The 16,683-nt window shown below is 38.7% G+C and carries 8 protein-coding genes; 7 read left to right on the top strand and 1 reads right to left on the bottom strand.

Annotated features, from left to right (window positions below; all coding sequences use genetic code 11):
- A partial coding sequence (locus N8O43_RS09330) for a collagen-flanked surface repeat-containing protein (RefSeq protein WP_261090176.1) occupies nucleotides 1-3,396 on the top strand: 3,396 nt, incomplete at its 5' end.
- Between the two features lie 236 nt (nucleotides 3,397-3,632).
- Here the strand turns inward: N8O43_RS09330 and N8O43_RS09325 are convergent.
- Nucleotides 3,633-4,181, bottom strand: a complete 549-nt coding sequence (locus N8O43_RS09325) for an NADPH-dependent FMN reductase (RefSeq protein ID WP_261090175.1) — start codon at nucleotides 4,179-4,181, stop codon at nucleotides 3,633-3,635.
- Between the two features lie 419 nt (nucleotides 4,182-4,600).
- Here N8O43_RS09325 and N8O43_RS09320 point away from each other — a divergent pair, with 419 nt between their 5' ends.
- The 6 genes from N8O43_RS09320 (at nucleotide 4,601) to N8O43_RS09295 (ending at nucleotide 16,650) form a co-directional block, all read left to right on the top strand.
- Nucleotides 4,601-5,797, top strand: coding sequence for an MFS transporter (locus tag N8O43_RS09320; protein ID WP_261090174.1), 1,197 nt, complete (start codon nucleotides 4,601-4,603; stop codon nucleotides 5,795-5,797).
- A 186-nt stretch (nucleotides 5,798-5,983) separates the two neighbouring features.
- Nucleotides 5,984-6,472: a cell wall elongation regulator TseB-like domain-containing protein gene (locus tag N8O43_RS09315; protein WP_000747248.1), complete on the top strand. Its 489-nt coding sequence runs from the start codon at nucleotides 5,984-5,986 to the stop codon at nucleotides 6,470-6,472.
- Entirely contained in the window at nucleotides 6,469-7,656 is a 1,188-nt protein-coding gene (locus N8O43_RS09310; protein ID WP_261090173.1) for a pyridoxal phosphate-dependent aminotransferase, read from the top strand. The genes N8O43_RS09315 and N8O43_RS09310 overlap by 4 nt, the downstream gene beginning before the upstream one ends.
- Complete coding sequence (locus N8O43_RS09305; RefSeq protein ID WP_000565230.1) at nucleotides 7,649-8,014, top strand: VOC family protein; 366 nt, start codon at nucleotides 7,649-7,651, stop codon at nucleotides 8,012-8,014. The genes N8O43_RS09310 and N8O43_RS09305 overlap by 8 nt, the downstream gene beginning before the upstream one ends.
- A gap of 18 nt (nucleotides 8,015-8,032) precedes the next feature.
- Nucleotides 8,033-9,376: an asparagine--tRNA ligase gene (asnS, locus tag N8O43_RS09300; protein WP_000167160.1), complete on the top strand. Its 1,344-nt coding sequence runs from the start codon at nucleotides 8,033-8,035 to the stop codon at nucleotides 9,374-9,376.
- A 257-nt stretch (nucleotides 9,377-9,633) separates the two neighbouring features.
- A complete protein-coding gene (locus N8O43_RS09295; protein WP_261090172.1) occupies nucleotides 9,634-16,650 on the top strand; it encodes a Rib/alpha-like domain-containing protein in 7,017 nt (2,338 codons plus the stop codon).
- Nucleotides 16,651-16,683 lie beyond the last annotated feature (33 nt).

The raw sequence follows: 16,683 nt of genomic DNA, 5'->3' as shown, positions 1-16,683 counted from the left end.
GTATTGAACGGCAAAGTTGATCCAACAACAGAAGGTAAAGACGGCGATAAATACGTTAACACAGAAACAGGTGACGTTTTCGTTAAGAATAACGGCACATGGGAAAAAGAAGGTAACATCAAGGGACCTAAGGGTGACAAAGGTGAACGTGGAGAAGATGGTAAGACTCCAGAAGTAACTGTAACTCCAGGTAAAGATGGCCATAGTACTGACATTACATTCACTGTTCCAGGTAAAGATCCAGTTAAAGTAAATGTTAAGGACGGAGAAAATGGTCTAAACGGTAAAACTCCAAAAGTTGATTTGCTTCGTGTCGAAGGACAAAACGGAAATCCATCTCATACAATTGTGACATTCTATACTGATGAAAACAATGATGGTAAGTACACTCCAGGAACTGATGAACTTCTAGGTTCTGAAATGATTAAAGATGGTGCTAAAGGTGCGGACGGACGTGATGGTAAATCATTGCTTACTGTCAAAGATGGTAAAGAAACTAAAGTTTACCAAGAAGATCCAGCACATCCAGGTCAACCATTGAACCCAGAAAAACCTCTTGCAGTTATTAAAGATGGAGTGGACGGAGTCTCTCCAACAGTAACAGCTGTTCGTAAGGATGAAGAAGGGCATAAGGGTGTAGAAATCACTGTTGATAACCATGATGGTTCACAACCAACTACAGTCTTTGTTCAAGATGGTGCTAAGGGAGAAACTGGTGCAACCGGTCAGGATGGACAAACTCCTACAATCACTACTCAACGTGGACAAGATGGCCAAAGCACTGTTGTAACTATCACAACACCAGGTAAAGATCCAGTAACCTTCACTGTAAAAGATGGTAAGAATGGTAAAGATGGCCGTACACCAACTATTGACTTAAATGCATTGGTGGAAGCAGTTAGAAGAGGTGCTGGATCAACTTCTAATTCACAACCTTCTGGAACATCAAGAAGTGCAAGAAGAGCAAGAAGTGTAGGAGATAATCCAGATGAAGTAACTCCACCAGCTCAACCAGCATCTTCAGATTCAACAGCATCACAACCAGTAGATGGTACTCGTATTACAGCATACTATGATAACAATGGTAACGGTAAATACGATCCAGGTGTGGATGAATTAATTGGTACAAGTGATATCTTGAATGGTACAAATGGACGTAATGGTGCAGATGGAGCTTCTGGTACAGATGGCCGTAACGGTGCCGAATTATTAAGTGGAGTTACTGCACCAACTGCTAAAGATGGTAAAGATGGTGATACTTACATTGATGCTAACACAGGTGATGTTTACAAGAAAGAAAATGGTTCTTGGAACAAAATCGGAAATATTCGTGGACCTCAAGGAGTAGCTGGTGAAAAAGGCGATAAAGGTGAAAAAGGCGACAAAGGTGAAAAAGGTGAAAAAGGTGAAAAAGGCGAAAACGGAGCTAATGGAGCAGATGGTAAATCACCAGTTGTAAATGTAACTGACAATGGAGATGGAACACACTCTATTACTGTTAGAAACCCTGATGGTTCAGAATCTACAACGAAAGTTAAAGATGGTAAAGACGGTAAAACTGCAACTATCACTACAACAGAAAACCCAGATGGAAGTCACACAATTACTGTAACAAATCCAGATGGAACATCTAAAGAAACTGTTGTTAAAAACGGTAAAGATGGTAAGACTCCTAAAGTTGAAGTAACTGATAACGGAGATGGAACTCACACTGTTAAAGTTACAGATGGAGACGGTAATGTTACCAACGCTATCATCAAAGATGGTAAAGACGGTAAAGCTGCAACAGCAACAACTACTGAAAATCCAGATGGAAGCCACACAGTAACAATCACTAAACCAGACGGAACTAAGAATGAGTTTGTCGTTAAGAATGGACGTGACGGTGTTGATGGACGTACTCCAACCGCATCTGTTCGTGATAATGGAGACGGAAGTCATACAATCGTTATTACAAATCCAGAAGGTGTGACAACTGAAACCACAGTTCGTGATGGTAAATCACCAAAAGTGACTATAACTGATGAACAAAATGGAACTCATAAGATCTCAGTTCTAAATGGTGATGGAACAACTACTGAAACAATCATTAAAGATGGTAAATCACCAGTAGCAACAGTTAGAGATAACCAAGACGGTACTTACACTATTCGTGTAGAAAACGGTAATGGTACTGTTTCTGAAACCACAGTTCGTGACGGTAAATCACCAACTGCTAAGGTTGTGGATAACGGAGATGGAACTCACACTATCACAGTTGTGAACTCAGACGGTACAACTACAACAACTACAGTTCGTGATGGTAAAGAACCAAAACTTGAAGTGATTGATAACAACAATGGTTCACACACTATTAAAGTAACAGGTGCTGATGGTAAAGAAACTACAACTACAATCTTTGATGGTAAATCACCAAAAGCGAACATCGTTGATAACGGAGACGGAACTCACACATTAACAATCGTAGATTCTGATGGTCGTGAATACAAATCTATTATCAAAGATGGTAAAGACGGCAAAGATGGCGTTTCACCAACTGTAACTGTTAAAAATAATAACGATGGAACTCACGTTGTAACAATCACTAATCCGGATGGAAGTAAGACAGAAATGGTGATTAAAGACGGTAAAGATGGTAAATCACCAAAAGTTTCTGTTGAAGATAATGGTGATGGTAGTCATACAATCACAATCATCAATTCTGATGGAACTGTGACAAAAACAGTTATTAAAGATGGCAAAGATGGTAGAGATGGACGTGATGGTCGAGACGGCAAAGATGGAAAATGTGGATGCCAAGACAAACCAGTAACACCATCAAATGACAAACCAGTTCCTCCAACACCTAATATGCCAGAAGGACCTAAATTTGCAATGCCAGAACCACCAGTTCATGAATTGCCAGAATTTAACGGTGGTGTGCCAGGAATACCAGAAGTTCACGAATTACCAGAATTCAATGGTGGAGTACCAGGTATGCCTGAAGTTACTGAAGTACCAGAATTAGATATTCCAACAGTACCAGTACAACCAACACCAAATGTACCGGTTAAACCTGTACCAGTACAACCAACACCAAATGTACCGGTAAAACCTGTGCCAGCGCAACCAACACCAAATGTACCGACACCAGAAGTGCCAGTACAACCAACTCCAGTTGTTCCAACACCAGAAGTACCGGTTAAACCAGTACCAGCGGTTCCAGAACAACCAGTAGTACCAACACCGGCTCAACCAGCAACTCCAGTAAATGCTAACCCAGTAGTACCAACTACAGTTAAAGAAAACCATGGGGACAAATTACCAGAAACTGGAAGCCAATCTGATTATATCTCTGTTCTTCTAGGTAGCGGTATTCTATTGAGCCTATATGTAGGTCGAAGAAAAGAAGATTAATCAGCAAAAAGCAGTCACTAATTTCTCGAAAGAAGATGATAAGTGATAGATCTCGAATGAAAGAATATTCTTAGAATGATTTTCCTATGATGGAAAAGACTGCTAAAAACCTTGAGTGGTAACGCTCAAGGTTTTTTTGGATGAGTGATGTTTGTCTGAAAATCTTGATTGAGTCTAAAAATGCCACCCTATTAGGTGGCGATCATTGATTTAGACTTTTAAAAATTCTTTATTTTTTACTGAATTGCTGCTACCAAATCTTGAGCTTGTTTTTCAATTGAGTTTAGGACTGTTTCTTCGAGAACCAATTTTCCGTCTGCCCAAGCAGAGTCATTAACACGTGCAGCAGTGAAATCACCAACTACTTGTGTACGGATAAATGGCAAGAGGTCTTTGTAGATAGCGAAGAGTTGATCGTGACCTGCATTGGCTACAGATGATACTGTGACAAACTTGTCTTGAAGAGCAGAAGCGCCACGTGTATCAGACAAGTCAAGGGCACGAGATAGCCAGTCAAGCAAGTTTTTCACTGTACCAGGGATAGAGAAGTTGTAGACTGGAGAGAAGATCCAGATAGCATCCGCAGCGAGAACTGCTTCACGAGCAGCAGCTACAGCTGGATGTGTTGGAACTTCCAAATCTTGGCTGAAGAGAGGAAGGGCTGAATAATCAAGGTAGCTAACTTCCGCTTTACCAGCAAGTGCTTTCTCAGCTTCGAGAGCCATTTGGTGGTTGAAAGAACCTTGACGTAGGGATCCGACGATAAATAATACTTTTTTAGACATGATGTGTCTCCTTTTTCTTAAAATTTCGAGAATTGCCTCGTTGTTATAAAATATATTACAACAAAAGAAAACACCTTGCAAGAAATTTGCTCAGAGTTTATTTGAAAATTAAAAATTACAGAAACTTTAGTCATTTGCGACTGGAAAAGTAAGAACTGTTCGTTTTGAATCCTGGTTTGAATTTGATTTTCGAAGAGTATTCCTATATTCTCTTGTAATATGATGATATAAGTGCTAAAATAAACAAGAAAACTCGCAATAGAAACTACAGAACAGTTTTTCCGGTATCATTTCATAAACAATTAAACGAAAATAATGGCATTTTAAGAATGCTTCTAAAAGGGGTGGAGATCATGTAAGGCATAGATTAACAAGTGACGGACAAAATAAATAATAATACACTTGTTAAAGGAGAAAAGATGTTAATAAGAAATTATCGGAAAAATATTGGCCTGATGGCCGGAGTTGAGTTTTTTGCATTTCTAGGGATTACCAGTTTTTGGATTCTCTTTCTCAGTCAAAACGGAATGTCTCTTTGGCAGATTGGACTTTTGGAAAGTATTTTTCATACGACCAGTCTTCTCTGTGAAATTCCATCTGGTATGTTAGCTGACCGCTATTCCTATAAGACCAACCTTTATTTAAGTCGTATAGCAGGAATTGTGTCTTCTATTCTCATGTTGGCTGGGCAAGGAAATTTTTGGATTTATGCACTAGCTATGGCGATAAATGCCTTGTCTTATAATTTTGATTCAGGCACAAGCGCAGCAATGGTTTATGATTCAGCCGTGGAAGCTGGACTGAAGAAGCGTTACTTATCTATTTCAAGTTTTATGTCAGGAGTAGCAGAAGGAACTCGGTCTTTGGGGACAGTGTTGGCGGGATTTTTTGTCCATGGTCAATTGCACCTGACCTACTATATCATGATTGCCACTTCTATCATAGTTCTTTTCCTGATTTGGATGCTGAAAGAACCCAGTGTTAAGGTAGAAAAAACTGATAGTGTGACCATGAAACAGATTATTTGGACTGTTAAGGAAGAGTTGGAGCGAAATCCCATGCTCTTCAACTGGATGATTTTGTCTCAGATTGTTGGAACGCTCATGTGCATGTTTTATTTTTACTATCAAAATCAGTTACCAGATTTAAGTAGTTGGCAAATTTCAGCAGTTATGCTACTTGGAAGTCTCTTGAATATCCTTGCAGTCTATCTAGCGAGTAAGATTGGAAAGAAATATGCCGCCTTGAAGCTTTTCCCAATCCTCGTCCTGCTGACTGGAGTTACCTACCTGCTGTCCTACTTTGGAACACCTCTAATCTATATTTTGATTTATTTGATTAGTAATGCTCTATATGCTCTTTTTCAGCCGATTTTTGACAATGATTTGCAAGAGCGGCTCCCAAGTGAAGTAAGGGCAACCATGCTAAGTGTCTACTCTATGATGTTTAGCCTAAGTATGATTGTGTTCTTCCCGCTGACAGGGTGGTTGATTGACAATTTAGGCTTTGTGCTAACATTTCTTTATCTAGGATTATTTTTAGTATTGATTAGCCTTCTACTGCCTATCTTTTTAGGAAAAATGGCTAAAAGAATGGATGATAAAGTGATTCCATAGATCAAAAAAATTTATGAAAACTTGAGTGCCAAGCTCAGGTTTTTTAATAGGTTGATTTTGGAGCTGCCTTTACTTTTCTTGCTCGGTTTTAATCAAGAAAAATCGGTTTACTTTGAAGGCAGAAATAAAATGCGATTGTTCCTATATTCACTTGTAATAAAGCCCAATAGATGGTAAAATAGACGAGTGAAAAAAAGACAAAACAAAGCAAAAAATAATCTACTGTGGCAGTATGGTCTAGGGATGACGATTTTGTTTGTGGTTATCAGTGCTTCCTTTCTGTATCTGGTTTCTCTCGGTATGAAACCCTATCAAACAGCTAAAAGTGAAGGAGAAAAATTAGCTCAGCAGTATGCAGGATTAGAGCAGGCTGATCAGGTTGATTTATACAATGGCTTGGAATCTTACTACAGTGTTCTTGGTCATAATAAACAGCAAGAAGCGCTTGCTGTTCTGATTGGAAAAGATGACCATAAGATTTACGTTTATCAGCTAAATCAGGGTATTTCACAAGAAAAAGCAGAAGCTGTTTCGAAGGAAAAAGGAGCTGGCGAGATTGACAAGATTACCTTTGGCCGTTATCAAGACAAGCCAATCTGGGAAGTTAAGTCAGGATCTGATTTTTATCTAGTAGATTTTGAAACAGGAGCATTGCTCAATAAGGAGGGCTTATGAAACTATCCAAGCGTGTTTTAGAAATGGAAGAAAGTGTTACTTTAGCTAGTGATGCGAGAGCAAAAAAATTAAAAGCTCAAGGTAAGGATGTCCTTTTCTTGACCTTGGGACAACCAGATTTTCACACTCCTGAAAATATTCAGGATGCAGCAGTTAAAGCTATTCGAGAAGGACAGGCTTCCTTCTATACAGTAGCTTCAGGTCTACCAGAATTAAAAGCTGCGGTGAATACCTACTTCGAGCGCTACTATGGCTATTCTGTCGCAAGTAACGAGGTTACCTTTGCTACAGGTGCCAAGTTCTCCCTCTATACTTTCTTTATGGCTGTAATCAATCCTTTAGATGAGGTTATTATTCCAACTCCATACTGGGTTAGTTATGGAGATCAGGTCAAGATGGCAGAAGGGATTCCAGTCTTTGTTCAAGCTAAAGAAGACAATGATTTTAAAGTCACGGTGGATCAACTAGAACTAGTTAGGACAGATAAAACAAAGGTTTTGGTTCTCAATTCACCATCTAATCCGACTGGTATGATCTATACTCGTGAAGAATTACTAGCTATCGGAAATTGGGCAGTTGAGCATGACATTCTGATTTTAGCAGATGATATATACGGTCGCCTTGTTTATAATGGAAATGAATTTGTTCCAATCTCAAGTCTATCAGAAGCAATTCGTAAGCAAACTATTGTTATCAACGGTGTATCTAAAGCCTATGCCATGACGGGTTGGCGAGTTGGTTATGCGGTAGGTAATCCTGAAATCATTGCAGCAATGAGTAAATTGACGGGACAAACAACTTCTAACCTAACTGCTGTTTCACAATATGCAACCATCGAAGCCCTAACTGGACCGCAAGATTCTGTGGAAGTTATGCGTCAAGCATTTGAAGAACGTCTCAATACCATTTATCCGCTATTATGTGAGGTCCCAGGTTTTGAAGTCGTTAAACCACAAGGAGCTTTCTATCTCTTCCCAAATGTAAAAAAAGCCATGGAGATGAAAGGTTATACAGATGTGACTGACTTTACAACAGCTATTCTTGAGGAAGTTGGTTTGGCACTCATAACAGGAGCTGGCTTTGGAGCGCCAGAAAATGTCCGCCTCAGCTATGCGACAGACCTAGACACGCTTAAAGAAGCAGTTAAACGTTTGAAAGCATTTATGGGTAGTGAGAATGATTGATCATTTTGAAATTAAGGTAAAGGATTTACAAATTTCAGAAGGATTTTATAGGAGTTTTCTCGCCCCTTTGGGCTATAAATTGGCTTTTAAAACTACTTCTCTAATCAGTTTTCTTGCCCCAAATAGCCCTCATCCTGGTGGTGACTTTTGGTTAGCTCAGGGGACGCAAAATCCTATTCACTTTGCTTTCTTAGCAGAAAATAAGGAAGAGGTTCAAGCTTGTTATGAGGCTGGCTTAGAGGCAGGTGGGCTAGACAATGGTGCTCCTGGTTATCGCAGTGAGCATCCGATTTATTATGCTGCTTTTATGATTGATCCAGATGGGAACAATATAGAGGTGGTTTGCCATAAAGAATAAAAAAGAAAAGGAAAAATAATGACAAAACGTGTAACGATTATTGATGTAAAAGACTATGTTGGTCAGGAAGTGACGATTGGCGCTTGGGTTGCCAACAAATCAGGAAAAGGTAAAATTGCTTTCTTGCAATTGCGTGATGGAACTGCCTTCTTCCAAGGTGTTGCCTTTAAACCAAACTTTGTAGAAAAATTTGGTGAAGAAGTAGGACTTGAGAAGTTTGATGTTATCAAACGCTTGAGCCAAGAAACTTCTGTTTATGTGACAGGGATTGTCAAAGAAGACGAACGTTCTAAGTTTGGCTATGAGTTGGACATTACCGACATCGAAGTGATTGGTGAATCTCAAGACTACCCAATCACACCAAAAGAACACGGAACAGACTTCTTGATGGACAACCGTCACTTGTGGCTACGCTCTCGTAAGCAAGTAGCGGTGATGCAAATCCGTAACGCTATCATTTATGCAACTTATGAATTCTTTGACAAGAACGGCTTCATGAAGTTTGATAGCCCAATTTTGTCAGGAAATGCTGCGGAAGACTCAACTGAACTCTTTGAAACAGACTACTTCGGAACGCCAGCCTACTTGAGCCAATCAGGTCAGCTTTACCTAGAAGCAGGTGCGATGGCTCTTGGTCGTGTCTTTGACTTTGGTCCAGTATTCCGTGCTGAAAAATCAAAAACACGTCGTCACTTGACTGAGTTCTGGATGATGGACGCAGAGTACTCATACTTGACACATGATGAGTCGCTTGACTTGCAAGAAGCTTATGTGAAAGCTCTTCTACAAGGTGTTCTTGATCGTGCGCCTCAAGCCTTGGAAACATTGGAACGTGATACAGAACTCTTGAAACGCTACATTGCAGAGCCATTCAAACGCATCACTTACGATCAAGCTATTGACCTCTTGCAAGAGCATGAGAATGATGAAGATGCTGACTACGAACATCTTGAGCATGGTGATGACTTTGGTTCACCACATGAAACGTGGATTTCAAACCACTTTGGTGTGCCAACATTTGTCATGAACTATCCAGCAGCCATCAAGGCCTTCTACATGAAACCAGTTCCTGGAAATCCAGAGCGCGTGCTTTGTGCAGATTTGCTTGCTCCAGAAGGCTATGGAGAAATCATTGGTGGGTCTATGCGTGAGGAAGACTACGATGCCCTCGTGGCTAAGATGGATGAACTTGGTATGGATCGTACAGAGTACGAATTCTACCTTGACCTTCGTAAATACGGTACAGTTCCACACGGTGGATTTGGTATCGGTATCGAGCGTATGGTAACCTTCGCAGCAGGAACAAAACACATCCGTGAAGCCATTCCATTCCCACGTATGTTGCACCGTATTAAACCGTAAAAATAAAATAAAAAAGTTATTATAATAAAAGAAGGTGAAATCCCTTCTTTTTTGTATTTTGGCTACAAAAATAATATATAAAAGTACGAACATAAATCTCTTTTTGATTGACAATATTCTGGGAAATATGATAAAATCGAACTAGCGAATATTGTGTTGAGACTAGTTTAAGACACCGTTCTTGAGCAGGAAAGGGAGTGAATATTAAACGTTTTAACATTATTTCGGCTTAATATATAAATAAAAAAGGAGAAACCATGTATTCAAGAATGGAAAAAAATCACGGACAAAAAGTGCAGCGCTTTTCAATCCGTAAATATAGCTTTGGAGCAGCATCAGTAGCTGTAGCAGCATATATGATGTTTGGTGGAGCAGCAACTGTTCAGGCGGATGCTCAAGTTACACCAAAGACGGCACCTGATTCACAAACAGTCCCAGATGCAAGTAATCAAGCAGATTCAACCATGCCTCTAGCTTCGACTGAAACTGCTACACCAACAGCTGAGCAACCAGCAGCCCCAGCTACAGCAACACCAGCACCTGAGGTAGCACAACCATCAGCACCAGCTGAAACACCAAAACCGGAAGAAGCACCAGCTAAAAAGGCTGACACAAGCAAATTGGAAGCAGCTATTGCTCGTATGGAAGCAGCCCTTGGCAAAGCAGTTCTAACTGAAAAGACTGCCTCAGCCATTGAAGCAGCAAAAGCAGAACTTGCTAAGGCTCAAGCCCTTTTGTCAAACGATAAAGCGACACAAAAAGAAGTTGATTTTTCAACAAGTTCATTGAAAAACAGAGCTTTCGTTGTTGAAAGTATGCCAAAAGCATCTGCAGACAAGAAAGAAAACAAAAACCAAGATTCACGTAATGGAAAAGCTATTCCAGGACAAGGTGAAAGTGGATTTAGAGATGGAGCTGCAACTGCTAATCCAATTATTCCTGCTACTGAAGGACCAACAAACAACAATAAATTAGGTTCAGGAAACAACCCAGCTGATGGTGTATTTGAAAGTGCAAAAGATCAATTTGGTGATATTGATTTTGCTAATGCTACAGAAAAAAGTAAAGAAGTTAAAAAACAATGGTCAAGATCTACTGCATCTCAAGGTGGGAATACTGAAATTTTAGGTAGTTTAACTTATAACTGGAAAGAAAAAGAAATTACCGCAGCAGAAGCTAACAATAATAATGCCTTGAATGGTTGGAAAATTGAAAGTGGAGAAAAAGTAACTGCAGTTAAACCTGAAGCACCAACTAATGTGTCTGCTAATCGTCCAGCAGGTTTCGATCCTAAACCATCGAAAGTATATGATTTAGATGGAAAAGTTACTCAAAGAGATAATGAAGTTGAATCACCAGGACACCCACTTGGAGTGAATGCTGCTAATCAAAACTATGCAAATGGTGTCAACTACTCAGGTATGGTAGGAACTCATGATTTACCAAAAGGATATTATCTAGAATTAGGAAAACAAGGTACAAAAATTTCGAAAGAGTACGCAGTAAATGGAAATTCTAGAGTAATGCTAAGTGCTATCACAGGTGGTGCTTATGGTAATGCGGGAACTGCCGGTACAGGTGAAAAAGTAAAGATTACTGTTAAAGACGACAAAGGGAATGTAATTGCTAGCATCAGAGATGACCGTACGATTGGTGAAAAATTCGAAGAATCACATATTTCTGAACCTGCTGGTTCTGGAGGAAATGGTGACGGTTGGGCTGAATACCGTGCTATCTATGAAATTCCAAAAGATGTCACAAAAATTAAAGTTGAAATTGAAGCTTTAAACGACGGTACAGCGATTAACAATTCATATTTAACAGGAACAAATAGTAAGGTTACAGATGGTTACTTCGTTGGTGCTGTTAACTTGGCAGTTGGTACTGGTGTTGAAATGACTACCAATGTTAAAAGTAACAAAGCTCAAGGTAAGTTCGGAGAAGATAATCTGTATAAATCAAAACAAACAGGTGAATTCGAATTTACAGTAAACAGTGTTGGTGGAACTCGTCTATACGGATCTGCCGAAACAGAAATCGAAGTTCCTAAAGGGGTAGAGCTTCCAAATAATATTACCAATCCAACAGGATGGGTTTGGTTTGGAGATACACCGGTTGCTCCTAATAATATCCAATGGGATCCAGCAACTAGAAAATTAAGATTAAAATATAATACATCAAAATCTAATAACGGAGACGTTCCATATATCGGTGTAGGTTCTAATGGTGGTAAGAATGATGGAGTTCGTAAATTTAGATTACCATTTACTACTGCTGACGATTATAAAGGTACTGCAACATTTAAAGTAAGAACTTATTTACCAAATGGTATGAGAGATGCAGAAGATAATGCTGCATTAAATACTGGAGATGTTTCTAATGCTGATGGTAAATATCATCCAGTAGTAAATGGTGTGAGAAACACTGATCAACCAGACTACTACTACAATAAAACGATTTATATTGATACAGTTAAGCCACAAACTCCAACAGTAGAAGCAGTACATACAGACAGTGTTACTGGAGAAAAAACCGATAAGAACCAACCAACAGAATTATTAATTTCTGTACCTGCAGAAAAAGATCCTAACTTAACAGATGAATCTAGAGAAAAACAAGATATTGTAGCTAACGATAAAAATAATGGAACCACTCGTAATGCTGATACGGAAGTAGACAATATTAAAAAAGCTATTGGTGGCTTAACTTCAATGAAAGTTACCTTACCAAATAGTAAAACTCCAATTACTTTAACGAAAAAAGAAGACGGTTGGTATAACGGTGAAACAAAAGTAGAAGTACGTGATGGTAAATTAGTTGTACCAGTTCCTGCGGGTACTGATTTAACAGAAGCAAGTGATACAACTAACCCAGATAAACGTATTAAAGTTACAGTATTAGACAAGGCAGGAAACGAATCAGATCCAGCTTATGGAGATGTTATCAATAATGCTCCAACTGTAGAAACTAAGAAAAAAGATATCTATGTTTATAAAACTCCAGCAGATAAAAAGTTAACAGCTGATGAAGTACTTAAAAAATCAGAGGCAACAGCAACTGACTTAGAAGATGATCGTGATGGTGTTGATTCTACTAAACCAACGATTGCTGTAAGTAATGACGGTGGGTTAGATTCAACAAAACCAGGAGATTATACAGTAAGAGTTCAGGCTACCGATAGTGAAGGTAAAAAATCTAATATTGATACTACAACAGTTCACGTATTAGACTTGATTACAGTAGATCCAACAGTAACAGCTGACCCAACAAATCCAAGCACAACAGCTCCAGTATCTCCAAAAACAGCTGATACACCAGTTAAACCAGGAGATGAAAATTATGGTAAATACCCAGCTGGTGTAACACGTGGTGACTTAGTTAAAGAAGTGACACGTACGGTTAAATTTATCAATGTTAATGATAAAGATAATCCAAACGCTCAACCTATCGACCCAGAAACGGCTCCAGATAGAGTTCAAAAAGTAACTTACAAACGTACAGCAACTGTAAACCCAGAAACAGGTGAAGTAACATACTCTGATTGGACTGTTTATGAAGGAGCAGAAATATCAGATGCTTCAGTAGAAGATGGAAAAGGTAAATTTAATGAAGTTACTTCTCCAGTAATTGAAAACTACTTACAAGTAGAGCCTGCTGATAAAACTATCGAAGAAAAAGAAGCACCAATACCATCTGAAACAGGTGAAGTTACTAATGAAGTAGTGAAAGTTCTTTATAAAGAAATTGGATCATTTACACCTGAGTATCCAGCTGGTAAGAAACCACAAGATGCACCAGATACAATTAAATATCCAAACAATCCAAATGACCCAACAAAACCTGGTGATTTCAGTAAGGTAGTTATTCCTTATGTAGATGGATATGTTCCAAAATATAATGGAGTAGAATTAACACCAGTTGATCCTGCAGATCCATCTAAAGGATACAAAGTTCCAGATAACTTTGACCCAACTGATAAATTCGGTAAGACTCCAATTCAATATGCACCTGGAATTCAAAAAGCTACAGTTAACTTTGTTTCTGTAGATGCAGCTGGTAAAGAAACACCATTAGATGAGAAGTTTAATATTACTGATCTTTCAGGTAAAGCTGGAACACAAATTCCAGAAGATAAAATTCAAGCTCGTCTTGATGTGTTAAAATCAATGGGTTACACAGTTAAAGAAAATCCATTCGATCAAGATCCAACATTTGATTCTGATTCAGATAAAGATCAAAGCTTTACAATTAAGTTAACTCCAAAAGTTTCAACACCAACTCCTGTTTATGTTGTGGAAGGTGATAAACCAACAGCAGAAAAACTAAAAAATGCGGTTACTACAGAAGGAAATGACAAAACTGTAGATGAAACTAAGATTCCTGAAACAAAAGGAAAAGTTGGAGATGATACATTAACTGCACCAGTAACAGTAACATACGGTTCAGGTGATAATAAACGTGAAGAAACTGTTAATGTACCAGTGAAAGTTGTTCAAGGATACCCACAAATCGTACCAGTAGATCCAAAAACTGCTCCAAAAGCAGAAGATAGCATTGACCCATCTGATTATCCAGAAGGTGCGAAATTCACTTATGAAAAAGAACCTGATACATCATCAACTGGAGATAAAGAAGTTAAGGTTATCGTAACAGATAAAGATGGTAACGAATTAGTAAAAGTACCAGCAACAGTACGTGTAGTTGGAGCTTATAGACAGTATGTGCCTGTTGATACTAAACCTGAGACAGTCTTGGCTAAAGATAATATTGATCCAGAAGAGTTTCCAGAAGGAACAACATTTGAGTACAAGGATAAAGATAATAAACCAGTAGATACAAAAACAACAGGAGATAAAGATGTTGTTGTTGTAGCAAAACTTAACGGTGAACCAATTGCAGAAATTCCAGCGAAAGTTACTGTAGTAGGTCCTAAGACTCAATATGTAGTAGCAAATCCTGAAAATACTCAACCAAAACCAGCAGACAGCCTTGTAGATAAAGAGAAATATAGCTTCCCTGATAATGCTACTTTCGAATACAAAGAGAAAGTAGATACAAAAACACCAGGTGAAAAAGATGTAACTGTAGTTGTTAAAGATGAAGGTAAAGATACAATCGTAGAAGTACCTGCGAAAGTTAAAGTGGTACAAGGAAATCCACAAATCATTCCTGTAGATCAAGGTCAACCACTTGCAGAAAACAGTATTAACAAAGGTGATTATCCAGAAGGTGCTACATTCGAATACGAAAAAGTAGATGGAAAAGATCCGGTTAATATTTCGGAAGCTGGGGATAATCCAGTAACAGTTGTAGTTAAGGACAAAGATGGTAATGTATTAGTTAAAGTACCAACAACAGTGCGTGTCGTAGATGCTTACAGACAATATGTACCAGTAAATACTGATCCAACTAAAGTGGTGCCTGCAGAAAATATTGTCCCAACTGACTTCCCAGAAGGAACAACATTTGAATATAAAACTCCAGTTGACACATCAAAACCAGGAGATAAAGATGTTGTAGTTGTTGCCAAACTGAAAAATGGTGAAACAATTGCAGAAATTCCAGCAAAAGTTACTGTAGTAGAACCTAAGACTCAGTATGTAGCAGTAGGAAATGAACCAGATGTAAATAAATCTGTAGATCCATCAGTATTCCCTAAAGAAGCAGAAGCAAAACCTGAATATAAAGAAAAAGATATTTCTAAAACACCAGGTGAAAAAGATGTAACTGTAGTTGTTAAAGATAAAGATGGAGATACAATCGTAGAAGTACCTGCGAAAGTTAAAGTGGTACAAGGAAATCCACAAATTATTCCTGTTGATCAAGGTCAACCACTTGCAGAAAATAGCATTAACAAAGGTGATTATCCAGAGGGAGCAACTTTCGAATACGAAAAAGTTGACGGAAAAGATCCGGTAAATATTTCAGAAGCTGGAGATTACCCAGTAAACGTGATCGTTAAGGATAAAGATGGTAATAAACTTGTAACAGTACCAACAACAGTACGTGTAGTTGATGCATATAGACAATATGTACCAGTAGATACAGATCCTAAGAAAGTAATTCCTGCAGAAAATATTGTCCCAACTGACTTCCCAGAAGGAACAACATTTGAGTATAAAACTCCAGTGGATACAACAACACCAGGAGATAAAGATGTTGTTGTTGTAGCAAAACTAAATGGTGAACCAATTGCAGAAATCCCAGCGAAAGTTACTGTAGTAGGACCTAAGACTCAATACGTAGCAGCAAATCCTGAGAATACTCAACCAGATGTGAATAAATCTGTAGATCCATCTGTTTTCCCTAAAGAAGCAAAAGCAAAAGTTGGGTACAAAGAAGATGTTGACACTAAAACACCAGGAATTAAAGATGTAACAGTAGTTGTTAAAGATGAAGATGGAGATTCAATCGTAGAAGTACCTGCGAAAGTTATTGTAGTTCAAGGTAAAGAGCAAGAAGTTACAGTGAATCCAGATAAAGCTCCAGAAGCAAAAGATAATATTAATCCTAAAGACTTCCCAGAAGGGGCAACATTTACATTCAAAGAACAACCTGATACAAAAACACCAGGTAAGAAGAATGTAATTGTAGTTGTTAAGGATAAAGATGGTAATCTATTAGTTGAAGTTCCAGCAGTTGTAAATGTGGTAGAACGTAAAGAAGAGCCACAAACACCAAAAGAAACTGTTACAGCAACACCAATCGTGGTTGAAGTAGGAACGCCAATCACTAAAGAAGATGTGAAAGGTCATGTTAAATTACCAAAAGATGCTGAAATTATCGAAGTTGGGGAAATCCCTACAACTGAAACACCAGGAGTGAAACCAAGTGTTAAAGTGAAGGTGAAACTACCAACAGGAGAAATTGTAGTAGTAGACGTCCCAGTAACGGTAATTCCTAAACGCATTCCAGAAACTAATCCATATAATGGAGATGGATATAACGGTGGTGGAAATGGTGGTAACAACTACAGACCAACTCCTACTCCACAAAATGTTCCGTCAAGACCAACTGCTCCTGATCAACCTGTAACTCCTACGGAACCAGGACAGCCAGCAACACCAAATCAAACTCAACCAGCGGCACCAGCTCAAGCAGATGCAACAGTAGCAACTGACACAGCTGCTAAACCAGCAACACCTAAATATGTTGATGGTCAAAAAGAATTGCCTAACACAGGTACAGAAGCTAACGCTAGTCTTGCAGCGCTTGGACTTCTTGGAGCCCTAGGTGGATTTGGACTTCTTTCTCGCAAGAAAAAAGAAGACTAAAAACTCATAGTTTTTAAGAAGATGATTCGTCAT

The sequence above is a fragment of the Streptococcus mitis genome, from assembly GCF_946190335.1.
GTDB lineage: Bacteria > Bacillota > Bacilli > Lactobacillales > Streptococcaceae > Streptococcus > Streptococcus mitis_CH.
This window is presented reverse-complemented; position numbering and strand designations above follow the sequence as displayed.